21 protein-coding genes are annotated in these 23872 nt (G+C 45.0%); 14 read left to right on the top strand and 7 right to left on the bottom strand.

Annotation, left to right across the window (positions count from 1 at the left end):
• Window positions 1-111: 111 nt before the first annotated feature.
• The 3 genes from L3V35_RS06310 (at window position 112) to L3V35_RS06300 (ending at window position 3913) form a co-directional block, all read left to right on the top strand.
• Window positions 112-1116 (top strand): LacI family DNA-binding transcriptional regulator, encoded by a 1005-nt coding sequence (locus tag L3V35_RS06310; protein WP_054546267.1) that lies wholly within the window; start codon window positions 112-114, stop codon window positions 1114-1116.
• A 145-nt stretch (window positions 1117-1261) separates the two neighbouring features.
• Entirely contained in the window at window positions 1262-2725 is a 1464-nt protein-coding gene (gene nhaC, locus L3V35_RS06305; protein WP_237298885.1) for a Na+/H+ antiporter NhaC, read from the top strand.
• Window positions 2726-2737: 12 nt separating this feature from the next.
• Window positions 2738-3913 carry a MalY/PatB family protein gene (locus tag L3V35_RS06300; RefSeq protein ID WP_237298884.1) on the top strand — a complete coding sequence of 392 codons (1176 nt, stop codon included), beginning with the start codon at window positions 2738-2740 and terminating at the stop codon, window positions 3911-3913.
• A gap of 110 nt (window positions 3914-4023) precedes the next feature.
• Here L3V35_RS06300 and L3V35_RS06295 read toward each other — a convergent pair whose 3' ends face one another.
• From L3V35_RS06295 to L3V35_RS06285, 3 genes are all read right to left on the bottom strand, one after another.
• On the bottom strand, window positions 4024-4572 hold the full coding sequence (locus L3V35_RS06295) for a carboxymuconolactone decarboxylase family protein (RefSeq protein ID WP_237298883.1): 549 nt from the start codon (window positions 4570-4572) through the stop codon (window positions 4024-4026).
• A gap of 341 nt (window positions 4573-4913) precedes the next feature.
• Window positions 4914-5882 carry an HTH-type transcriptional regulator YidZ gene (gene yidZ / locus L3V35_RS06290; protein WP_145562944.1) on the bottom strand — a complete coding sequence of 323 codons (969 nt, stop codon included), beginning with the start codon at window positions 5880-5882 and terminating at the stop codon, window positions 4914-4916.
• Window positions 5857-7068: an MFS transporter gene (locus tag L3V35_RS06285; protein WP_237298882.1), complete on the bottom strand. Its 1212-nt coding sequence runs from the start codon at window positions 7066-7068 to the stop codon at window positions 5857-5859. The genes yidZ and L3V35_RS06285 overlap by 26 nt, the downstream gene beginning before the upstream one ends.
• 481 nt (window positions 7069-7549) lie before the next feature.
• On the opposite strand from L3V35_RS06285, the gene L3V35_RS06280 reads away from it, so the two are divergent.
• Window positions 7550-8713, top strand: a complete 1164-nt coding sequence (locus L3V35_RS06280; RefSeq protein ID WP_237298969.1) for an aromatic amino acid transport family protein — start codon at window positions 7550-7552, stop codon at window positions 8711-8713.
• Between the two features lie 159 nt (window positions 8714-8872).
• On the opposite strand, the gene L3V35_RS06275 is transcribed toward L3V35_RS06280, so the two are convergent.
• Window positions 8873-9310, bottom strand: coding sequence for a MarR family transcriptional regulator (locus L3V35_RS06275; protein ID WP_171312141.1), 438 nt, complete (start codon window positions 9308-9310; stop codon window positions 8873-8875).
• A gap of 127 nt (window positions 9311-9437) precedes the next feature.
• Between L3V35_RS06275 and L3V35_RS06270 the strand changes: the two genes are divergently transcribed.
• From L3V35_RS06270 to L3V35_RS06255, 4 genes are all read left to right on the top strand, one after another.
• Window positions 9438-9860, top strand: coding sequence for an organic hydroperoxide resistance protein (locus L3V35_RS06270; RefSeq protein WP_016797728.1), 423 nt, complete (start codon window positions 9438-9440; stop codon window positions 9858-9860).
• 199 nt (window positions 9861-10059) lie between these two features.
• The gene (locus L3V35_RS06265) at window positions 10060-10368 is read left to right on the top strand and encodes a helix-turn-helix transcriptional regulator (RefSeq protein ID WP_010432957.1); all 309 of its coding nucleotides are present in this window, start codon (window positions 10060-10062) and stop codon (window positions 10366-10368) included.
• 154 nt (window positions 10369-10522) lie between these two features.
• Window positions 10523-11863 (top strand): aldehyde dehydrogenase family protein, encoded by a 1341-nt coding sequence (locus L3V35_RS06260; protein ID WP_237298881.1) that lies wholly within the window; start codon window positions 10523-10525, stop codon window positions 11861-11863.
• 9 nt (window positions 11864-11872) lie between these two features.
• Window positions 11873-12652 carry an oxidoreductase gene (locus tag L3V35_RS06255; protein ID WP_237298968.1) on the top strand — a complete coding sequence of 260 codons (780 nt, stop codon included), beginning with the start codon at window positions 11873-11875 and terminating at the stop codon, window positions 12650-12652.
• A 91-nt stretch (window positions 12653-12743) separates the two neighbouring features.
• Here the strand turns inward: L3V35_RS06255 and L3V35_RS06250 are convergent, their stop codons facing one another.
• Window positions 12744-14723 carry a methyl-accepting chemotaxis protein gene (locus L3V35_RS06250; RefSeq protein WP_017076516.1) on the bottom strand — a complete coding sequence of 660 codons (1980 nt, stop codon included), beginning with the start codon at window positions 14721-14723 and terminating at the stop codon, window positions 12744-12746.
• 401 nt (window positions 14724-15124) lie between these two features.
• On the opposite strand from L3V35_RS06250, the gene L3V35_RS06245 reads away from it, so the two are divergent.
• Together L3V35_RS06245 and L3V35_RS06240 are read left to right on the top strand one after the other, a co-directional pair.
• A complete protein-coding gene (locus L3V35_RS06245; RefSeq protein ID WP_162838716.1) occupies window positions 15125-15298 on the top strand; it encodes a hypothetical protein in 174 nt (57 codons plus the stop codon).
• Window positions 15299-15452: 154 nt separating this feature from the next.
• Window positions 15453-16037 (top strand): TetR/AcrR family transcriptional regulator, encoded by a 585-nt coding sequence (locus L3V35_RS06240; RefSeq protein WP_065206324.1) that lies wholly within the window; start codon window positions 15453-15455, stop codon window positions 16035-16037.
• Window positions 16038-16144: 107 nt separating this feature from the next.
• On the opposite strand, the gene L3V35_RS06235 is transcribed toward L3V35_RS06240, so the two are convergent.
• Window positions 16145-18016 (bottom strand): fructose-specific PTS transporter subunit EIIC, encoded by a 1872-nt coding sequence (locus L3V35_RS06235; RefSeq protein ID WP_065206325.1) that lies wholly within the window; start codon window positions 18014-18016, stop codon window positions 16145-16147.
• 227 nt (window positions 18017-18243) lie between these two features.
• Between L3V35_RS06235 and L3V35_RS06230 the strand changes: the two genes are divergently transcribed.
• Window positions 18244-18582, top strand: a complete 339-nt coding sequence (locus L3V35_RS06230; protein WP_054546249.1) for a PTS fructose transporter subunit IIB — start codon at window positions 18244-18246, stop codon at window positions 18580-18582.
• A gap of 8 nt (window positions 18583-18590) precedes the next feature.
• Window positions 18591-19364, top strand: coding sequence for a PTS sugar transporter subunit IIA (locus tag L3V35_RS06225; RefSeq protein ID WP_017074508.1), 774 nt, complete (start codon window positions 18591-18593; stop codon window positions 19362-19364).
• Window positions 19365-19383: 19 nt separating this feature from the next.
• Here L3V35_RS06225 and L3V35_RS06220 read toward each other — a convergent pair whose 3' ends face one another.
• Window positions 19384-20223 carry an AraC family transcriptional regulator gene (locus L3V35_RS06220; RefSeq protein ID WP_237298880.1) on the bottom strand — a complete coding sequence of 280 codons (840 nt, stop codon included), beginning with the start codon at window positions 20221-20223 and terminating at the stop codon, window positions 19384-19386.
• A 378-nt stretch (window positions 20224-20601) separates the two neighbouring features.
• Between L3V35_RS06220 and L3V35_RS06215 the strand changes: the two genes are divergently transcribed.
• The gene (locus L3V35_RS06215; RefSeq protein WP_237298879.1) at window positions 20602-22506 is read left to right on the top strand and encodes a fructose-specific PTS transporter subunit EIIC; all 1905 of its coding nucleotides are present in this window, start codon (window positions 20602-20604) and stop codon (window positions 22504-22506) included.
• A gap of 116 nt (window positions 22507-22622) precedes the next feature.
• Complete coding sequence (gene manA, locus L3V35_RS06210) at window positions 22623-23840, top strand: mannose-6-phosphate isomerase, class I (RefSeq protein ID WP_237298878.1); 1218 nt, start codon at window positions 22623-22625, stop codon at window positions 23838-23840.
• Window positions 23841-23872 lie beyond the last annotated feature (32 nt).

The raw sequence follows: 23872 nt of genomic DNA, 5'->3' as shown, positions 1-23872 counted from the left end.
ATATTCGACAAATATTCTCAGCTCGGCTTTCAGAAGCTTTGACCTTACTAACATATTAAACAGTAGAGATTCGCTACACTCGCAGCCTTTCTATGCTTGGCAGAATTATACGTGGCAACAATAAAAGATGTAGCAGCACTTGCAGGGGTTTCGACAGCAACGGTTTCTCGAGTATTAAATCGTACCTGCTATGTCGAACCTATAACCTTAGAACGCGTAGAGCGAGCAGTAAAAGAGCTCAACTACCACAAAGATGCGCGTGCAACCGCCTTAGCAAGTAGAAGCAGTAACACGCTTGGATTACTGACAGGTAACCTTGCCGACCCATTTTTTGCGCTCGTTGCAAAGAGTGTCGAGGAAGTAGCGAGAACCAATGGATACCAGCTCGTGGTGGTGAGCGGTGGGCACAATGCACAACGTGAAAAAGAAGGGCTCGATTTCTTAATCAGCCAAGGTTGTGAAGCGATGGTCGTTCACTCGAAAATGCTCGATGACACTACACTATTACGTTACACAGCTCAGTTGCCCGCCATGGTATTGCTCAACCGCACCATCGCTCAAGTATCCAATCGCTCAGTATGGGTAGATAATAGACTAGGCACTCAGGTATCGGTGCAACACCTTATTAAGCTTGGACACAGAAAAATAGCTTACGTCTCCAGTGATCTTCCCATCCAAGACAGAACCGATCGGTTAGAAGGCTACAAAGACGCAATGAAAGCAGCTAACATCGAAGTACAACCTAACTGGGTCATCAGCCAAAGCTTCAGCGAGTCTGGTGGTGAAGCCGCCGGTGATATATTGGTAAGCCAATGCCCAGAGGTTACAGCCGCTGTCACCTTTAATGACGTAATGGCTGCAGGCTTAATGACTAGTCTGCATGATCAAGGTATCTCTGTACCAAATGATATCTCAGTGATCGGCTTTGATGATGTACTGCTCGCTCGCTATCTCTACCCTCGATTAAGCACAATGCACAACCCCATTGACGAAATGTCGACCTACGCAGCTAACCTCGCCATCAAGTTGAAGACAGCTGGATACGCCCCACCGAAACAACATAAATTCGAAGCAACCTTAGTCGAAAGACAGACAGTTACGCCAATCAAGAACTAAAATCAGCCAAAATGTGACTAAAATCTCATGTATGCACCTCATGTAACCGCTTACATGAAAACAGTGTTGAAGTCCCACTTTCGATTTCAGAGCGCGCTTATTATCCATTCCGAACAAACCCTACATTAACCTGAGGACAACTAATATGAATAACTCAAAGCCTCTACCATCGTTCGGATTAGCACTGGCACCCATAGCCGTTATGTTTGCGCTGCTCGCTATTGGATACGGTGTTTTAGGACTTCGAATTGAAGTTTTGCTACTTATTTCTGCAACGTTCACAGCATGTATTGCCTGGAAGATGGGCTACAACTGGGATGACATCATCAACTCAATTGTTGAGAAGCTTGCCAAAGCGATGCCTGTCATCTTGATTTTAGTTTCGGTGGGCGGTCTGATTGCCAGCTGGATGATCAGCGGCACCATCCCATACATGGTTTACTGGGGGCTTAAAGTCATCAGTGCTGAATACATCCTGAGCGCCGCATTCTTCGTAACTTCTATCGTCTCGGTATGTACTGGTACTTCATGGGGTTCTGCAGGTACAGTTGGTGTTGCATTGATGGGTGTCGCCGCAGGCTTAGATGTGTCACTTGCTGCTGCCGCAGGTGCTGTTGTATCCGGTGCATATTTTGGCGACAAAATCTCCCCTCTTTCTGACTCAACAAACTTTGCGCCTGTTGTCTCGGGCACCACACTATACGAACATATTCAGCACATGCTTTACACGACGCTACCAGGCTTTGTGATTGCTTCTGTGGTCTTCTTCTTTGCAGGACAAAGCGCTGATGTCGCAAACATTGGTCAACCGGAAAAAGTAACGCAAATCCTTGCGGGGCTAGATAGCCTTTATAACTTCAGCATCTTCCTTATCATTCCGCCAGTTATGATTCTTTGGGGCGCGTTAACCAAAAAACCTGTTCTGCCCCTGATGTTAGGCGCTTCCGCCCTAGCAATTGTACTAGGTATGGTTCTTCAAGGTTTCTCTCTACAACAAGGTTTCCAAGCTTACGTCGACGGCTTTAACGTTTCATTATTTGAAGCGAACGGCACGGCGATTAATGGGTTAATTCCTGACGTATCGAAGCTACTAAACCGTGGTGGTCTGTTCTCAATGATGAGCACTATCCTATTGGTTTTCTGTGCGTTTTCATTTGCAGGCGTTTTAAGTCTAACTGGCGCCTTGAATGTGGTTCTAGGTCGCTTCTTACACATGATTCACTCGACAGGACAACTTATCGCATCGACTGTAATCGCAACAATTACAGTGGTATTCACCACATCTGACGGCAAACTAGCACTTCTTATCCCAGGCGAGTTATTCCAAAACGCTTACCGTAAAATGGGGCTAGATACGAAGAACCTATCAAGAACCATCGAAGATGCGGGCACGATTATCGAGCCACTAGTACCTTGGACAGCCGCAGGTATTTACATGGCAAGTACGCTAGGTGTCGCGACATTAGACTACCTGCCTTGGGCTATCCAATGTTACACCGGCGTCATTTTCGCTCTGATTTATGGCTTCACTGGGTTTGGCATTGCACGCGCAAAGCCTGAACAGTTAGAAGACTCAGTAGAAACATCTCTAGCTCACAGCACTAAGTAAGGCTCACATCTTATGAATTCTTTCGACAATACGATTAACCGCCGAAACACAGGGTCGGTAAAGTGGGACTTTATGGAGCAGAAACTAGGGTTGGAAGGATCTGACTTGCTGCCAATGTGGGTCTCTGACTACGACTTCCAAGCACCTCAGCAAGTGCTCAACCGTTTATCGCAAGATATCTCGCATGGTATTTTTGGTTACTCAGAACGTCAGGATGACTATTACCGAGCTGTGATTGATTGGTTCAAAAGCCAACATAACACTGAGATCGAAAAAGAATGGATCACGACAATACATGGTGTATTGCCCGGTATCGCTATGGCATTACAAATGCTCACACAAGTGAATGATCAGATAGTCATTCAAAGCCCAGGCTACGGTTCATTTCGTAAGATCATCGAACTCAATGATCGTCGAGTTCTAAACAACCCATTGATTGAATCTGATGGTCACTACCAGCTTGATTTTACACATTTGGAAGATTGTTTCGCCAGTGGCGCAAAGGCTTTGATCTTCTGTAATCCTCATAATCCGACAGGAAGAGCCTGGAATGAGCAGGAGATTACGCAAGTTGCCGAGCTTTGTAAAAAACATGATGTATGGCTGATCAGTGATGAGATTTGGAGCGATTTAACACTAGCACCCAATGTATTTCACTCCACTTTGAAATTGCCAAGTTCACTAACCGACAAACTTATCGTCGCAACAGCGGCCAGTAAAACCTTTGGTTTGTCGTCATTGCGAATTTCGAATTTTATCATCCCTAATTTGCAGTTGAAGGATCAGTTTGTTCGTCGTTTGGATGCTCATGGCATGGATTGCTTCAACAGCCTGTCAATGTCAGCGGCGACCACAGCGTATCAAGAGTGTGAAACTTGGTTGACGGACTTAAAACACTATCTGCAAGACAATATAGAAACGCTGAACGGATTCATAAAAGCAGAATTGCCTCATATCCGTTTCACAAAACCCGAAGCGACTTACCTTGCATGGCTAGATTGCCGAGCAATGAAAATAAGTGATTCAGAGCTAGAACGTAAACTCATTGCAGCCGGCATTGTACCGAGCATGGGTTGTGCCTTTGGCGAGGAAGGTTCAGGGTTTATTCGCTTGAATCTAGGGTGTCCTGCAGAAGTATTGGCAGACGCTTTAGCGCGACTTAAGGCGGCATTAGGCATAGATAAATAAATAGATAGATAGATAAGCAATAAGAAAACGTAACCCAACCAATACAACAAAGCCCCACTCAACCGAGCGGGGTTTTCACTATTCTGACTCTTTACTTAGCTAAAGGCGGATTAACCTTGCCAAGCAAACTGTTCGAACACCTTGTCTACTGGTGTTTTAGCAACGTGGTTTACGTAGTTGCTGATCACTTTCTGAGACAAACCTAAAATGACTTCTAACACCTGTTGTTGACCGTAACCCGCCGCAAAGAAGGCTTCCATTTCGTCCGCAGGCACATTGCCACGATTACGTACCATGCTTAACGTGAAGTCGTGCAATACTTGCAGTTTTTCAGTTGGCAGTGCAGTACGGTTACGAAGTGCTTCGGTGATTGCAGGATCAACCTTCATTGAATGTGCAATGCCAGTATGTGCCGGCACACAGTAGTGGCACTCGTGCTCAACATTTATGGTTTGCCATACCACGGTTAACTCATCAGCATCAAAAGACGAATCACTAAATGCTTGATGAAGCTGCGTGTAAGCTTTGAGAGTATTAGGTGATTCAGCCATCACCCCAAAAAGACCAGGAACTCGACCCATCTGTTTTACAGCCCCTTCAAGAATGGGTTTGCTTTGCTCTGGTGCTGATTCTACTGAGTGAATTTTAAAGTTGCTCATGTTCTATTCCTTTCGATTCTTTATACTAATTTGATTCACAATCGGAGTGATATATGACTGTTCTCCGTTGGCGTGAAAACAATATAGATCAAACTGGAACGATCGTTCAAGTATTAATTTGAACAATCGTTCATATTGACACTGTTTATCGAATCAACAATTAAGAAATAACCGTATTCATTTGAGAAGTTCTGACCCTATCCGTATGATTTAAAATAAAAAGCCCATCAGATAACATCTGATGGGCTCGCTTCTAACTCTGAGTTCTTATTTCAATCAACGATCAATATTAACGGTACAAGCCTTCAGGTCATCTAATCACATTTAATCTCATCACAAGGTTAGACACTTTTCCCTTCAAACTGGTAAAGCTCTCTAAGCGTGTCTTTTAGCCATAGAACGATTGGGTTGTAAGCATTGCGTTTATGCCAAATCATGGTGAACGGGATCAGCAGCTTTTTGGCGTTCTCTTCATCTAGAGGAATAGGCAGACAAGTAAGATTAGGATGAAGTTGTTCAACGTAACGTCGGCAGTAATTCGGTGCCACGGTAGTCATAGTGTGGTTTGACTGAGCCGCCATAAACAAAGACTGCTCAAAACCCGCTAGCGTAAGTGCGATATGTCGGTCGAGTTGCAAATCTGTGAGAATTTCATCCAACGCCCATGTTTCACTTTTCTCCCACACAATATTGATGTGAGGGTATTTGAGGAAAGCCTCAAGGTTCCACTCTTCTTGCAAGGCTGGGTGGTCTTTTCTCAGATACACCACGGGCAAATCGTGGAACAGTACCTCGAAATCAATGAAGTATGGCAGTGCATCTAGAGATTCTTTCGAACGAGGGTGGCTTTCTCGCCCTGAAAATCCAATATCAGATTCGCCACGTACGATGGAATCTATCGAATCGTAATCCCAATTGCGCATTTTGATCTTCGCATTGGGATAACGTTGATACACGCTTTGCGTCAATTCGTTCAGCATGATCAACGATAACGGAGATTCGGCTTCTAAATTTAAACGTAAGTCCTTTGGGGCATCGTCGCCACGAGTAGTGAGTATTTGACTACCAATCTGCAACCAGTCTTGAAGATCTTTCACCATGCTCAGCGCAAGTGGTGTTGGCGTTAAGCCCCTCGGCGTTTTCACAAATAGAGGATCATCGAACCAGTCTCGCAGCTTAGTCAGTGATTTGCTTACCGTTGAAGGCGTGACGTTAAGCTTTTTGGCAGCTTTTGAAACACTCTGTTCTTGCAACAGCAATTGCAGAGTGAATAACAAATTCAGATCAAGACGGGCTAGTGGCTTCTTCATAATCACTTTTTACTTGGGAAGGACTTATCCATAGTATTAGAGCAATACTGATAACTCCACCAGCAGCCAATATAAATACCAACATATTCAATGCACTTAGCCCGATAACGCCCATAAGCCAGATAAACAGTGCTGAAGTACATACTTGGGAAACTCCGAGTATTGAACTTGCCACACCAGCGCGCAGTGAATAACAGCTCAATGCTTGGCTCATCGCGACACCAAAACCCAGTGAGAAGCCGCCGCACACGAAAGCAAAGCCCAACAAAGTCACGTAATGCCCTAACCCACCGTCAATCGATGCGAGCAACAAGATAGCCGCAACGACAAAGCAAACTTGTGAAGTCAGCATTAAGTTCTTTTGCTTAAACACATTCAAAGCAAATGGTGCAGAGAATGACACCAACATACTCACCAAAGCCGTGAGTGCCATGGTGTAAGAGTACTGACCTCGATCGAAGCCAAGCTCTGTCATGATAAGCATTGGAGAAACATTTACGTAAGTCAAAATCGCCGTCACGCCTAAGCTGGTCATGATCACACGGCTGATAAACAACGGGTCTTTAAACGTTTCGGTTGAGGTTGATTGAGATGTCTCAGATAAAGAAACTTTCGCTAATACTGACTCTGTAACCTTAGGTTTAGTCTCTTTTAGTACGAGCACCGACAACAAACACACCACCACACCCATGCTCGCCATGGTCGTGAACAAGCTCGGCCACGGGTAAACCGTCATGATTAAGTGGCCAATCACAGGCGCAAGCACTGGTACGATGCAGGTAATGCCATTCATCATCGACAGCACCTTAGCGCGTTTTTGGTCATCCAATACATCTCGCAAGATAGCGAACGCCACCACATAACAAGAGCCAGCACCCACACCTTGAAAGAAACGCACGAGAAGAAATGGTTCTGCACTGGTCACAACACCGCCGAACATCGAAGAGGTAGCAAAGACAATTGCACCGAAAATAGCGACAGGTTTTCTTCCTACACTGTCGGCAAATTTACCGGCAAACAACATGGTGGTTGCCATTCCTGTGAGATAAATAGAGAACGCGGCATGAAGCTGAGCCTCAGACGCATTTAGGTCCGCGGCAATTTGAGGCAACCCAACCAAATACAAATCAATAGCCGTTGGATACAAGAGAACAAGCGTAAAACTACAAAATAGAAAACGGTACATAACACCCCCACATAATTGGTGTGAGGATAATAAGAGCGAAACGCCAAACTACCGAGTGGTATCTACGACAACGGATCTTTCCATTTACGACAAACCCTCATGCTACAACTGGATAGTCTCTTCATTGAGGAGATCCAATTAATACTCATAAAATAAGGGAATCCGGCAGGAAATCATCAAATTAGCAAGGTTTTGACTTGGTTTCACTGAAATTAAGGCATCCGTTAATCAGCCGTATAGAACGAATGATTAAACGGCTGTTAATGAACATAAGTTATCAAAAAGATAAAACAACTCACAAGATGAATATCAAAAACAACCAGCCATATGCAGCGCAAATCTCTTCGTAATTTTTTTAGAAAAATTCAAAATTTATTAGAAATTAACCCCTAACTTTACTGAGTAATTTGTTAGTCTTGGCAACAAATATTTACAATCCAACTAAAAATTATTTGGATACTTCGAGGTTGTTTTCTTGAATATGAAATTATTCGGCAGTTCCCTAATCCTTTCAGGGACTGCATTAGGTGCAGGCATGCTGGCCATTCCGATGGTATTGGCTCAATTTGGTTTCATGATCAGCTCAGTACTGATGCTACTTATCTTTATCGGCACCACCTACTCTGCGCTTCTACTAGCGGAAGCGTGTACAAAAACGAAAGACAACAGTGGCATGAGCAGTGTTGCTTACCTAACTCTGGGCAGCAAAGGTAAACACTTTATCAATGCACTCTTTTACTTGCTGTTGATGTGCATGCTCATCGCTTATATCTTGGGTGTCGGCGACATCATTCATAAGCTACTGCTCGATGTCGGCGTAGACATCTCTGCATCCGCTGCTTATACCGTTTTCAGCCTATTAATGGGTGTGATTGTGGTGGCGGGTAAGTCGTATATCGACAAACTAAATCGCGGTTTATTCATCACGATGGTGGTGATGCTGCTTATCGTTATCGCCTCTTTGTTTAGCAACATTCGCCTTGATTACCTGACTCAAGCTAGCAAATACACGGCTAATGACGTGGTGCAATACAGCGCGGTTATCTTTACCAGCTTTGCCTCTATGGTGGTGATTCCGTCACTGGTTATATACAACCGAGAAGCGACTCAAAAGCAGATCCGCAATATGATTCTGCTAGGCTCTGTGATTCCACTAATCTGCTACCTCACTTGGTTATTCGCGATTATCGGTAACCTTGGTACAGACGCTATCAGCCAATTCCATAACATTTCAGAACTGATCTCGGCGTTTAGCGGGCAGTCTTCTTGGCTGAAAGTAGTGATTGCGCTGTTCTCAGTATTGGCATTGGTAACCTCTTTCCTTGGTGTGTCTATGGCGCTGTATGACCAAAACAAAGATGCAGTCACCAGCAACAAAGCATTGGCTTATGCCCTAACCTTCGTTCTACCTTTGGTATTAGCTGAGTTATTCGCTAGCCAATTCGTGAGCATGTTGGATTACGCGGGGATGGTGTTGGTGTTCTTAGCTATCTGGGGACCACTTGCAATGGTAGTTAAAGTTCGTAGGCCAGACTTTCCTCACCTACAGACTCAAGGCAGCTATACCGCAGCCGGTGGCGACACGGCACTTATCGCAACATTTGGTTTTGGTGCGTTGATTTTTATCTCTTGGTTTATGGGTTAATTCTCAAACTAATACAATATCAAGTGACCATTTCAACGGTAGTCGATACCAGAAAGCCCGTGAGCATTACTCTGGATTAGCAATGACCGCTAATTAGTAGTAAAGGCTTATGGGCTTTTCATTTTCTGATTATCATTGCCGAGAACTAAAAGCCCTCTCTCATTTGGTCAAATTACCAAGCAATTGCTCACACTGTGCTTTTAGTGATTTAAGCTCATCTTCGTTCATCTTGGAGAGACACAGCATTTCGACTGGCACGGTTTGCGCTTGTTCTTTGAGATCGACCCCAGCAGGTGTCAACGTGATAACTCGAACTCGTTCATCTTCAGCACTGCGAGTTCTAAGCACATAACCTTTCGCTTCCAAACGCTTGAGTAGTGGCGTCAAGGTGCCTGAATCTAAATGCGTTTTTGCGCCTAGCGCTTTGACATTTATCTCTTTTTCTTCCCAAAGCACCATCATCACAATGTACTGCAAGTAAGTAAGATCAAGCGCTTTCAGTAAAGGTTGATACGCCCTACTCATTGCATTCGACGCACTATACAACGCAAAACACACCTGATTATCCAGCTTTAGATAGTCATCTTGGTCGCTCATGATCACCTCACCAATAAATTAAATTGTGCACAATATACTTGCGCGCTCAAATTTTATCAATTAAGCTAGCTTTAAAATTAAGTTGCGTGCAATTTAATTTTACACAATTCAAATAAGGACTAAAACAATGACAACACTCTACACAACTTCTGCAACAGCAACGGCAGGTCGTAATGGCCAAGTATCAACTGATGACAATCTACTCTCAGTGGCATTGAGCTACCCTAAAGAGATGGGCGGTTCAGGTGAAGCGACCAACCCAGAGCAGCTATTTGCTGCGGGCTATTCTGCGTGCTTCTCAAACGCGTTGCTTCATGTAGCGAAAGAGATGAAGATTAAGATCGCATCAGCGCCAACCACTGCAACGGTAGGCATTGGTCCAAATGAGAATGGTGGCTTTGCTTTAACCGTTTCACTAGCCGTTGAACTCGATTTAGATCAGGAACAAGCTGTTACGCTTGTGAAAACGGCTCACCAAGTTTGCCCTTACTCAAACGCGGTTCGTGGCAACATTGATGTGAAATTGTCGGTTAACGGACAAGCGCTTTAGTTCTTGGTTCTTGGTTCTTGGTTCTTGGTTCTTAAAGCATAGAACGAGAACCTAGAACTTAACGATGAAAATCAACACGCCGACGATAAGCGTGAATGACATTCTTACCTCAATGCAGCTAAATCATGATATCGAGATATTGCGATATCTTACTTTAAAGAGTATATTTCACGTTAATCGAAAACAGCAGCCAAACGCCATGTCAGATATGAATGAAGTTTTAAAGTCAATCAACAACCCAGTACGAAGGGATATTCTTCACTGGCTAAAATCCCCGCATGAGCACTTTAACCTAGAGAAACAACTCGTTGATACCGACGTTGAAGGGGTATGTGTCAGCATTATTCAAGAGAAAAGTGGCTTATCCCAATCGACCGTCTCGTCTTATCTCTCTAACTTGCAACGTGCAAAGCTGGTTACTTCAAAACGCATTGGCTCGTGGACGTACTACAAGCGTAATGACGAATACATCGAGAAGTTTTTAAAAGAGTTATCTAACTCACTCTAAGAAGCAGAATCAAAACAGACTGGGTGGATAACGCCGCCCATTTTAATCTTATCTATTTTTGGAAGATTAGATATCGAGATTTCTCGATATCTAGCTATGCAGATGTGCAATTAAATAGAAAAAATATACGAAAAATTAAACGGAGTTGGTAAACATGAGCAAGTCTATTCAATCTTTTAATCCTAGTAATGGAGAACTGCTTGGTGAGGTCAATAACGCCTCTAGATATGAAGTAGTTCAAACGATTCGCCAATCAAAGGCAGCACAAAAAGCATGGAGAAAACTCCCGATAAATGAGCGCGTGCGAACCATTATTAGAGCTTACCAACACCTTGATCAGCATGCAGACTCCTTCTCAGAATTACTTGCCCGCGAAATGGGTAAAGATATTGGTCGTGCAATTGGCGAAGCAACAGGCGCGATTTATATGGGTCAGCATTATGCAGAAGAAGCACAACGCGCGCTCAACACTCGTAAATTGTCGGGGTCAACAGAGCTTCAATATCGCCCACTTGGAGTTGTCGGTGTAATCTCTCCTTGGAACTACCCAGTGATGATGGCAAATAACCTCATCGTGCCTGCGTTAGTCGCGGGTAATACTGTGATTCTAAAACCTTCTGAAGAGACCCCTCTTATCGCTCAAGCCTTCTTTGGTGAGCTACAGAAACACCTACCCGAAGGCGTATTAACAATTTTGCATGGCGATCGCGAAACGGGTAAGGCTTTAGTTGAAGGTGACATTCAAATGATTGCGTTCACGGGTTCTAAAGCAGCAGGCCAAGACATCATGGTTCGTGCAGCAAGCAAAGTGAAACGCCTTGTAATGGAGCTGGGCGGCAAAGACCCCATGATAGTGATGCGCGATGCTAACTTAGAGCAAGCAGCACGTTTTGCCGTCGCGGGTAGCTTTGAGAACTCAGGGCAAATGTGTACGTCCATCGAACGTATTTATGTTGATGAGCGAATCGCCGATAAATTCGAACAACGTGTTACTGAGATCGCCAATATGTACCAGATTGGCCCGTGGGATATGCCTAACGTAAACATAGGACCAATCATCAACGCGACACAACACGCTAAGATTGTCGAACAGCTAAAAGACGCACAACAAAAAGGGGCAACTTTCCTTCTAGGCGGGATTGAACAACCAGAGCGTTATATCCGCCCTACTGTTATCACTGGAATGACTCCTGAAATGACGTTAGAAACAGAAGAGACTTTTGGGCCAGTGGTCGCTATCAGTCGCTATTCCGACATTGATGATGCGATTGAACGTGCTAACAACAGCGAGTATGGGTTGGGTGCCGTGGTGTTCGGAAACCAAGGTGTCAATGACGTTGCTGATGAACTTGATGCTGGCATGGTTGGCATTAATCAAGGACAAGGCGGTAGTGGCGACGCTCCCTGGGTTGGCGCGAAACAGAGTGGCCTTGGTTACCACGGCTCGGTTGACGGGCACCGTCAGTTTGCACAAGTAAAAGTGGTTTCAAGATAGAGGTTGATGATGAATAACAAAGAAAATTTTTATGTCGTTCGACGCGAGTCTGGTACTCAGCGCAGTGACCTTCCCGTTTGGGCACCAAAGTCGGCTAATCCATTTGCACTTGATAACAACGTGAATGCAGTGTCACGCGTTGAAGTAAACAATGTACCAGGTGCTTTCCAACTAAGAGATGTACTTCTTCCTGAAGAGGTTAAGCGGATACTTAATGAAGCGAACCAACTTGGTTTTACAGAAGATGCCGCAGTTTCATTGCCAAGAGAAGTACGCCACAACCGAAACCTCAACCTGATCGCCGATCCTAAAACACTCGAAATCATCTGGAACCGCTGCAAAGATCATTTCGTTGATAAGTACGATCATTTTGCTGGAGTGAAACCACTTGGAATCAACGGTCGTTTTCGCTTTTATCGCTACGATGAAGGGGATTTCTTTAAGATGCACACCGATGGCTCTTGGCCCGGTAGTCAAGTTGTCGATGGAGAACTGATCGATGACTCTTTTGGCGACCGTTGGAGCATGTATACCTTTTTGCTTCTCTTGAGTGATGATTTCGTCGGTGGCGAAACTCAATTTATGGTTAACCGGAATGACCCGAGCAAGCCTGCTCGTCGTCAAGGGCATAATCAGGAGAATGCCAATGTAGAATCGGTTAGAACACCAAGCGGCAGCGTGCTTTGTTTTCCTCACGGTACGCACCCCGCCCATTGTATTCACGGTTCTGCGCCGATACTTTCTGGGACGAAATACATTATTCGCACCGACGTTCTATTCGAGCTCTAAGCGACTCTACTGGTCGTTTCAACTCTTAAAAAAATGTCCCGCATTAGGCGGGACATTTTGTATAAGATGGAAAACTTCTAACTCTGGAATGTTAACTCTTAAACGTATTCGAAAGCTCTTTCAGTGATGTAGCCAGTTCAGCTTGCTCTTTAGCTGTTGCGGCAATTTGGGTTGCACCCGTCGTAGATTCTGTCGACTTCTGCTCAACCGCCACCACGTTCTGAGCAATGTCTTGTGTCACGACCGCTTGCTCTTCTGTTGCCGTTGCAATCTGCTCTGTCATGCTGAATATCTCGCTCACAGCACTTGAAATATCTTGTAGCGTTTGTTCTACTTCTCGCGAATCTTCAACCGCTCTTGATGACATTTTCTTACTGTTCTCAATCACATTGAACGCCGTTTGAACATCAGACTGTAGCGAACTGATGAAGCCCTCTATCTCTAACGTCGACTCTTGCGTACGCTGAGCCAATGTACGAACTTCATCAGCTACAACGGCGAAACCACGTCCTTGTTCACCTGCACGTGCCGCTTCGATCGCTGCGTTTAGTGCTAACAAGTTTGTTTGATCAGCAACCGACTTAATCACATCGATAACGCTGTTAATGTTATTGCTGCTTTCGTGTAGGTGGGTAATTTTCTCAGCTAAGCCGTTAATCTCAGATGCCAAGATTTCAATCGATTCATAAGAGTGTTGAACTGTGCTCAAGCCCTCTTGTGACTGTTGATCCACCATTTTCGCCGAAGTTGCCGTTTGCTGCGTTTTAGCCGCGACTTCATTCACGGTTGCCGAAAGCTCTTCAGTTGCCGTTGCAATCAGCCCAATTTGGTCTTGTTGCTCAACTAATGTATTGGAGTTGTATTGGCAAGTTTGCGCCGTCTCTTCTGCTGCCGAAGCGAGTGTTAAGCTTGATTGAGACAAGTTATCGATCACCTGAGAGAACTTCTCTAACGTTTCGTTAAGCGATGAAGATATCTGACCAAGCTCGCTCTCACCCAAGTAAGTTGCGCGAACCGTTAGGTCATTATCATCACGAACCTTTGAAAGCACTAAATTCAGGTCTTTAACTCGGGTGGTTAGGTCTGTAATGGCTTTGAAACTGACAAAGGTTGCAAACAAAGTAATCACAACAAACATCGCGATACTGCCCATCATTGCTGATTGAGCTTGCTGAGTTTTCTGATCAGTCAATGCAATAAGAGAGTCTGCCAGTTGGTTCTCTGTCTTTTTCAGCTGAACAATGCGCGCCGTTGATTGCGCGAACCAGTACACAGGGTCGACATCAAATCCGCTCATTTTCGATTCAGCCACATCACGAAGCTTCTCGACTTCCGCGACCGAGCGGTCATTCAATTGTTGTTCAAAAAAGCGAACATTGTCTGGATTACCCAGTACTTCAAAGTTCGAGAAATAGGTATTTTGCTCGGTCACCAAAGAGATGAATTTAACCAGCATACCTGGGCCAAATTCATTTTTGGAAAAGGTGTTGTTAAGGACCGCACGTTCGATACCCGCACGCTCTTTACCTTGAAGGAAGTTATAGTAAGCGATGGTTTCAGTAGTAATCGTCGAGTCTGAGCTCAGTTCCGCAATCAAAGCCGATACACTAAGCAGTTTTGCATTCAGTTTTGTGTAGTAACCTAACGCCTCAGAGAGTGGAATTGATTGAGAATCCACTCGGTTTCGAATCGTGGTTATTTGATTAAGGCTTTGGCTTATTTCACTGTTCAAGCGATTGATCTGTGGCAGATCGATATCAGCCGACTGCCAGTATTCGTTTCTCTGATCACGTCGACTATCCGCACTAGTACGTTGTGAACGTAATTCACTCACAAATTGAGTGCCTTGAGAGCCGATAAAGCCAGCCGTCATGCCTCGCTCTTTTTGCAACTCATGTACCAATTCACTGTAAACAACCGACAAGCGTGTCAGTTGATTCAATGATGACATTTCACTCGTCGTTTCTACGCCTTTTGAAATCGCAGAAACACTGAGCCATAGAAACCCTAAGATCGGCAAAATAAGCAAAGCAATGATTTTTTGCTTAAAAGACATATCGGATAATTTCATTTTTATTCCCTAGCAGCTAACAAATCTCTATCTGTCATGTAATTAGACACACTTCTAAACCGGCATGCCCTTGTTGAGATCATATAATTATTCAGTTTTAACAATTGCCGTTCTATATCGACGGCAATCGATAAATCTAACACTTAACCTTACAAAACTCATTGATTTATTTATAAAACTGCAAGCTATGCAACCTTAGTAGCCATACAAATGCGTGCAACAACATTTTATTGGCGGAGTGACTAAAAATTGACAGATTTTGCATAACCATAAAGAGGTAGATCGGCGCTCACAGTATAATCCTTACCAAACCATGCACTCGCGATCATCTATAAATTCAACATCAAATATGTATAATGCCCAGCTCTTAAAATTAACGTAGATGCATAATTAGAGGTTTTATGAATTGTCCTGCTTGCGAAGAAAACATTGGATGGGAGTGGGTAGAAGAGGCCGCAATTGAACCCAACGAAGAATTCAACTGCCCAGAATGCGATGAAACTCTAATGTATACCATTGATGAAGGCACCTATTACGGCGCGCAACATAAAACCGTAGAAGTAGTCGACGCGTAAATTACGGCCTTATAGCGACAAGCTGACCACCTTATTTCAAATACTTAGCAAATAACTAAACTAAGTGGCTTACTTTCTTGCTGGCTCTTCTTTACTAGAACGGGCGTTCAGCATAAAATATTGAACATATGTTCAGATTAATGAAGTAGATGTTATGGCCAAGACAGCGAAGTTCGATAGACAAGATGTAGTAGATAAAGCAACTAACCTGTATTGGGAAAAGGGCTTTCACGCAACGTCTATGCGTAACCTACAGGACGTGATTGATATGCGCCCAGGAAGCATCTACGCGACTTTTGGCAGCAAAGAAGGCCTATTTAAGGAAACTCTTGCTCGTTATACCGAGCTTGGCATCCTAAATCTGAATCGCTTCCGCAGTGAAACGGACTCGCCGATTAAAGCGCTCGAAAATTTTGTGAAGCGCGCCGTGGTCGAATCTAAACAGAGCTCTCCTAACGGCATGTGCATGTTAGCTAAAACGGTTGCTGAACTGACTGACGAGCACGCAGAATTATTAGCAGAAGCGAAGAAATCATTAAAGATCATGGAAGGTGAATTCGCCAAGTTGATAGCTGAATCACAAGATCTAGGTGAGATAAGCAAAGAGCGAGAACCCGCTCAGCTTGCTCGTCATGTTCAAGTTCAGATCGCAGGCTTGCGTACCTATGCCAAAACATGCGACGACATCGAATTACTCAACTCGATGGTTGAGGACGTATTTAAGTACCACCCTTTTTAGAGGCTGAACTTATATAAGCTCAGACCATATAAAAAGACGCCCAAATATTATTATCAATACTTGGGCGTCTTTTTATTTATCGCTTTTCAGCCGATCTCAAGAGCCGATTACTTTGATACTTTCGTCATGATTAACGCCTGTGCATTAAGCATCGCTTCTTTGGTGCTGACATCTAAGGTTTTAACGTTCGCAAAGCGCTCGACTTCTTTGATTGCCACATCGTGAGCAAAAATCACTAGCCTAGCTTTTTCAATATCTTTTTGTGTAATGCGATTGCCTATCCCGTTTGCACCTTGTGTTTCGACTTTTATCCGAACCCCAAGATGATGTGCCGCCTTTTCCAAAGACTTAGCCGCGAGAAAAGTGTGCGCGACACCTGACGGGCAAGAAGTAATAGCAAGTACATCAGCTTGCCCTTCTTCCGTGACCGAACCACCCGCAAATTGATTAGAGCGAGACTCATCTTCAACCACATTCTTTTTAAGCAGTATCACGATCGCAGCCGTCGTCAGTGCACCCGCTAACGTTCCAACAATGTAGCCAATCTTGCCATCAACCACAGGCAAAACAATCCAGCCCCCCCAAGGAGCATGGTTTACTACATGGAACATAAAGCCAACCACGTTACCGACAATGCCACCAGCCACAACCGCAGGCAGAACACGCGCAGGATCGGCCGCTGCAAATGGGATTGCACCTTCACTGATGCCAATCATTCCCATAATACCTGCTGCTTTACCTGCTTCGCGTTCGTCTCGTTTAAACTTCTTCGGCGATAAGAAAGTCGCCAGCGCCATACCTAATGGGGGTGTACAGATGGCAATGCCAACACCCCCCATTAACCATGGCTGAGTATTCACCTGAGTTTGTGCAAACAGCGTGGCTACTTTGTTGATTGGGCCGCCCATATCAAACGCGGTCATTGCACCTAGAATGCTACCCAGTACTACTTTTCCTGAGCCAGCCATACCAGTCAGCATTTGATTCATCTCAAGCATCACCTGCGCAATGGGGGCACCAATCACCCACATCACAGCCCCACAGGTAACAAACGTGCCGACAAGCGGATAGATGAAGATAGAGCTCAGCGAGATCATGCTGTCTGGCAGCTTGATCTTCTTAAGTAGATTAACCACAAAGCCTGCGAAAAAGCCGACCACAATCGCACCAAGGAAACCAGTGTTGTATTGATTGACCGCAACCCAAGAACCAATCATACCCGGTGCTAAACCCGGTTTGTCTGCCATTGAATACGCGATGTAACCGCCGAGCACGGCGGTAAAAAGCGTTAAGCCCGCAATACCCATTTGTGCAATGTCAGCCAAAACGCCGCTCTCTGGAACGGCACCGTGACCAGACATCATGACCGATAAAGACAACAGAACACCGCCCGCGACCACGAATGGAATCATGTGTGAAGTGCCGTACAACAAGTGTTCTTTAAGGCGATTGAGAGATTGAGCCCAAGGGCTGAGCGGCTCGATGTACACTTCATGATAGTTGGAGGCGTAGTTGTCAAAAGAGTCAGAATTAGCTTCGAGAAACAACTCTAAAGCTTCCTCTACCGACTCCATCGCCTTTAATTTTGTAACAAAGTCATCTTCAATCAGTTTGGTCGATATTTGAGCCAATACCTCGATATGGTGATCATCATTGTTATCGGGTGAAGCGAGCATGAAGAACACATCAGACAATTCACCACCGTCGGCCCCATAATCGATTCCAGAACGACTGATACCAACGGCGACAGCAGGTTTAGCTACGGCTTTACTTTTCGCGTGTGGAATCGCAATACCATCATCAAATCCAGTATTACCTATAGCTTCACGCTTCCAGATATCATCAAGGAAATCACTTTTACTCGAGAGCTTACCGGCACGGTCGAGCAGTTCAACAAGCTCTTCAAATACCGCCTGTTTCGAGTCTGCCTGTAATTCCAAGCAGATAATCTCTGGCTCGATAATGTTAGTGATATCCATATGCTGCCTCGTACGAGTGCCGATTTAAGTAAATGAGCTAAAGAAGTTAATGAGATGAAAAGATTAACGACGCATGGCTTCTCAATATATAGGACGAAAAGTGCATTAACTGGATAATTGTAACCAAGAACTCAGAGTGTGACGTCCACCTTTGAATTAAAAACGGCAATCCATAAAATCCACAGATTCGGATAATAGTATCTGATCCACACAAGCCGAGAATAATAATGAGAATTGTAGCGGTAACTGCGTGCCCTACAGGCATTGCCCATACCTACATGGCAGCGGATGCATTAATTAAAACTGCCCCTAAGTTCAACGTTTCAATCAAGGTTGAAACGCAAGGTGCTATGGGTATCGAAAACTTACTGACAGATCACGACATCGTGCAAGCTGATAAAATCCTGATTGTCTCCGATATCGACATTGAACAACCAAACCGATTTGATCCTGCAAAAACCGTGTTGATCTCAATGGAGGAAGTACTGTTAAGCGTCGAAAAGGTCTTTATCAAGCATTGTCGTGACCTAAAACCTTGTCGTGATACGAAGCCTTGTCGCAGCTAATCCTCGGTATGAATGAATATCAGATCACCTTCTTCGTAGACGACCCAGCGGCTAATTCTCACGTTGCGCAGCCTCTCACCCGTTTGGCGAAGAAGTTCAAAAGTAACATCCGTATTATCAACATCACTCAAAATCGAACGGCCGATCTATCCAAATCTGTCGCGATGTTACAAGTCGGTCTACTTCGTGGTGATTTGTGTCAGATAACCGCTGTTGGTATCGATGCGGAACTGGCGTGCTTTGTTCTTAAAGACATAATCGCCGAGCATTACGCCATGGTTGGATCGCAAGTAAACCATGAGTTCTCTAACGATTTAATTCAGCGTATGCCGCAGATATGCCCACCTTGTGAGATCAAATGGCATCATGCCAAAGCACAAACTCAATTAACCAAATTCGAATGCTTAAAAGGACTCGCTCACTTAGTTCACCCAGACGATCCTGATGAGCTTATTCTGGCTTTCATTAAGCGAGAAGAACGCTCTTCAACGTGTGTATCGCCGGGCATCGCATTACCTCATGTGATGTTTGAATCGACCAAAGATCTTTCCATCGCGGTCATCGTCAGTGACGAAGCGATTGATTGGGCGTCTCAAATTGGCCAAGTACACGTTGCCATCGCACTTGTACTGCCAACCAAACCACAAAGAGAACATATTGTAGCGGCCACCAATCTAACCAGAAACCTGCTCCACGATCAGGTCAACGAGCGTTTACAGAAGACCCGCAGCAGCGTCGATCTGCAAGCCCTGTTGATGTACATCTCATCTCGCCTTATTTGATTCATCAAATAGCTTGGGACTAGATAGATCCACGGTATTCGGTTGGGGTTTTTCCGGTTCGGTTTTTAAATACTCGGCAGAAGTAGTTCACGTCTTTGAAGCCGCAACGAACCGACACTTCATTGAGCTTGAAGTTGTACTTCTTGAGCATGAATTTAGCGCGGTCAACTCGCACACGGGTGATGTATTCTGCTAGCGTCATGTGGCCTTGTTGACGGAACATTCGCGACAAGTGGTTCGATGAAATGCTAAAGCGCGAGGCGATGCTGTCTCGGGTGATTTGGCGGTGGAAGTTCTCTTGAATGTAGATACAAATCCCCTGATACACATCCTGAACTCGGCTGTGAGATTTTTCGACAGGCGCTTCCAGCATGGTTTTACTGTATTGCAGTAGAGCTTGCAGCAATAACTCATCCATCGGCTGCTTGTTACTCTCTCTCGCTAACGAGCTGAGCGCCTCCAAAATGTTATCAATCGCAAACCCAGAGCGAGTCTGAATACTGTGCTTTTGAATATCGTAAAAGCTCTCTTCCCCTTTGCGCTTACTCACCAAACTTAAACCCAGCTGACGACGCCCAAACAACATGCTCAACACAGAACAATCGGTATCCCAATTAGGCTTATTCCAGCAGTTAGGCGGAATGAAAATCGCATCTCCGGCTTTGGCAATAACGTTAGTTATCTTGCGATCATGACTTTCCATTTCATTAATATACTCTCCGTCAAGAACCAACTCTAAACGCGGAAAGTTCACCTGATAACTAAAAGCTGAAGGAGTATGAAAATCTCCAGCAAACCAGATGTTATGAAACGCTTCTCTCTCATTTAGCACCGAGGAGATTAAGTCATGAAATATCATTATTCGTACTCTGATGGGCAGCAATAAGGCTACGAGAATAGATATACCCCTTAGTGAAACATAGCGCTATTGAGCAAAATCACAATTTGAGATCTAGGTTACAAAAATCTAGTCTTGGAAATAAATCTCCAGTGAAGAAACCGATGAAGAACGTTATTTCCCAGATAACAAAACACGCCGCAGCCCTTATAAGTAAAAGCTTCAAAGTACGACAAACCTTGTCAACACAGGGCTAAAAACGCCCGTTCGACCGATCAAAATCACACTCCACTTATAACGCAACAATCATCCAGTAAATGCATTTTTTCTTCACTACAGAAGGCAAGCCGTAGATTCCAGAATACCTCTAACAAAATAAAAACAGAGTAGGGGTTCATTATGATCACGACATTGATCAATCAAGATTTGATTAAGCTTTCACTTAGCGCTAATTCAAAAGAAGACGTATTTAAAGAGCTAATAGACGTGCTTTATGCACAGGGTCGAATTTCAGATAAAACACAATTTCTTGCCGATATTAAGGCGCGTGAAGCACAAGGTAATACTGGCTTTGAAGAAGGTATCGCTCTTCCACACGCGAAAAGTAGCGCGGTAATCAAACCCGCGGTTGTGATCGGCGTCCACAAGCAGGGCATCGACTACGGCGCAGATGACGGTCAGCCATCCAAACTCTTTTTTATGATTGCCTCTCCAGATGGCGGCGATAACCATCACATCGAAGTTCTAGCAGAACTTTCTTCAAAACTGATTGAAGAAGGCTTTATCGAAAGCTTCATGAATGCCGACTCAGAACAAGCGGCGTTGGAACTACTGCTTACTAAACCTGAACCATCAACAACCGAAACCAACGTTGAGAAGCAAGGCTTCATCATTGGCGTGACTGGTTGCCCTGCAGGCGTTGCACACACTTATTTGGCAGCAGAAGCACTAGAGAAAGGCGCGGCGGCACTTGGTTACGACATCAAGGTCGAAACCAACGGTTCTATTGGTGTTAAAAACAGCCCAACTCAAGAAGAGATCGAACGTGCTGACGCGATTGTCGTGGCTTGTGACAAGCAAGTCGACATGGCGCGCTTTGCGGGAAAACGCGTCATCAGCACCAACGTAAAAGCACCAATCAAAGACGCACAAGGTTTGATTAAGCAAGCGCTCAACGCACCAAGTTATCAAGCAGACCAAACGCCGACCAACCAATCTGTTGTAGAAAAAGCCTCACAAGCGCGTTCAGACCTTTATCGTTACTTGATGAATGGCGTATCACACATGATCCCATTCGTAGTAACTGGCGGTCTTTTGATTGCGCTTGCACTGGCGATTGGCGGCGAGCCAAGTGAATCCGGCATGGCGATTCCTGCGGGCAGCATGTGGAACCAAATTCTAGAAGTGGGCGTGGTTGCCTTCACCCTAATGATCCCAATCTTGGCTGGCTACATTGCTTACGCAATTGCTGACCGCCCAGCCCTAACCCCTGGCTTGATTGGCGGTTGGATTGCGAACAACGGTTCTTTCTACGGCGCTGACGCAGGTACAGGCTTCATTGGCGCAATCATCGCAGGCTTGTTAGTCGGTTACTTCGTTAAATGGATTACCTCATTTAACTACCACAAATTCGTTCAACCACTTGTGCCTATCATGATCGCTCCGATCACTGGCTCTCTGTTCATCGCGGGTCTGTTCATCTTTGTGATTGGTGCACCTATCGCTGGGCTGATGGATGCACTGACTGCACTGCTAACGAGCATGAGTACAGGCAACGTGGTTCTACTAGGTATTGTCCTTGGTGGTATGGCAGGTTTCGATATGGGCGGCCCATTCAACAAGGTGGCGTTCCTATTCTCGGTCGGCATGATTGCCAGCGGTCAAACTCAATTCATGGGTGCAATGGCGTGTGCAATCCCTGTGGCTCCACTAGGCATGGCTATCGCGACCAGACTTGGACGTAAGTTCGACCTATTCGAATCATCTGAAATTGAAGCAGGTAAAGCCGCTGGCGCAATGGGCTTAGTGGGCATCTCTGAAGGTGCAATTCCTTTCGCAGCTCAAGATCCGATGTCGGTTATCCCTGCCAACGTACTCGGCTCAATGACTGCAGCGGTTATGGCGTTCTCATTTGGTATCACCAACAGCGTGGCTCACGGTGGCCCTGTTGTGGCTCTACTAGGTGCAATGAACTACCCAATGCTAGCGCTGCTGTGCATGGCGTCTGGTGCGGGTGTGACTGCGGTGACTTGTATCGCGCTTAAAAATCTACGCAAAGCCAAGCTAGCGACAGCAGCGGCTTAAGCCATTTCAACTCCAATGGCTTGAGCCCTTCTACTCTACTGTTTTTAGTAGCTAATACTTTAGTTGCAAATAGGCCGAATAGAGCTCAAGCCATGTTTCCCTTCATGGTGATTTCGATGTCTGATTTTTCTTTAGCGAACGACTCGTTCGTACAACGCTTTTTCTACCCTATGACCAACGTGATTCAAAACTACGCATGGGGTAGCCCTTCTTCGTTTAGCCAACTGTTTGGTATTGATAACCAATCTGGTGAGCCGCAAGCGGAGATCTGGATGGGCGCTCACCCCAATGGTTGTTCTATGGTGAACAATAACGGGCAGCAGACCACCCTATCGAGCTTGATCTCTCAGAACCTAAACCTGTTTCTAAGTGAGAAAGTGGCGAGTCGTTTTGGTGAGCTGCCGTATCTGTTTAAGGTATTAGCAGCAGAGAAAGCGCTCTCAGTTCAAGTACACCCGAATAAGCAACAAGCGGAATCTGGGTATGCACTCGAAGAGCAGCAAGGCATTCCAATGACGGCGGGCAACCGTAACTACAAAGATGCCAATCACAAGCCAGAACTGGTGTATGCCCTAACGGACTACACTGCGATGAATGGTTTTAGATCAATCAGCGAGATCCTTGAGCACTTCCACTACCTCGATATTCCAGAGCTGCATTCGATGATCAACGATTTAGCGGGCGATCAAACTCCCAATGGATTAGCGAGCTTTTTCGCAAGCCTGTTATCTTTGGAAGGCGAACAAAAAGGAATGGCACTCACCATGTTGTTGATGAAGGCCAAGCTTTCAGATACACCTGTGTTCCAGTTGATTTCAGAGTTGGAACAACAGTATCCGGGTGATGTCGGCCTGTTTGCCCCGCTGCTATTGAATGTGATCACTCTAAAGCCAGGGCAAGCCATGTATTTGGATGCCGAAACGCCCCACGCTTACATCAAAGGGACTGGATTAGAGATCATGGCGAATTCCGATAATGTGCTTCGTGCCGGGTTGACACCTAAGTACATGGATATCAATGAACTAGTCTCTTGTACTCAATTCAATGAAAAGCCTGCGGATAGGTTACTGCTAAGCCCAGTTGAGCAAGGTGATGTAATGGAATACCAAATTCCCGTCGAGGATTTTAAGTTCTCTATCGTCCTGAATTCTCATAAGAGAGAGATCACTACTGAGGGCGCAGAGATCTTGCTGCCGCTCGATGAATCCATGGTGCTCACCCATCAATGCGGTGAAACCTGTGTGATAGAGAAAGGCCAATCGGTTTTCATTCCCGCTTATGCTGAGAGTTACAAATTGGATTGTGTTGGGCGTGTTGCACGCGCTTACAGTTAGTCAGCACTGAGCAAATCTAAATAAACTCACAC

The organism is Vibrio sp. L5-1, from assembly GCF_021728315.1.
Classification (GTDB): Bacteria; Pseudomonadota; Gammaproteobacteria; order Enterobacterales; family Vibrionaceae; genus Vibrio; species Vibrio splendidus_K.
This window is presented reverse-complemented; position numbering and strand designations above follow the sequence as displayed.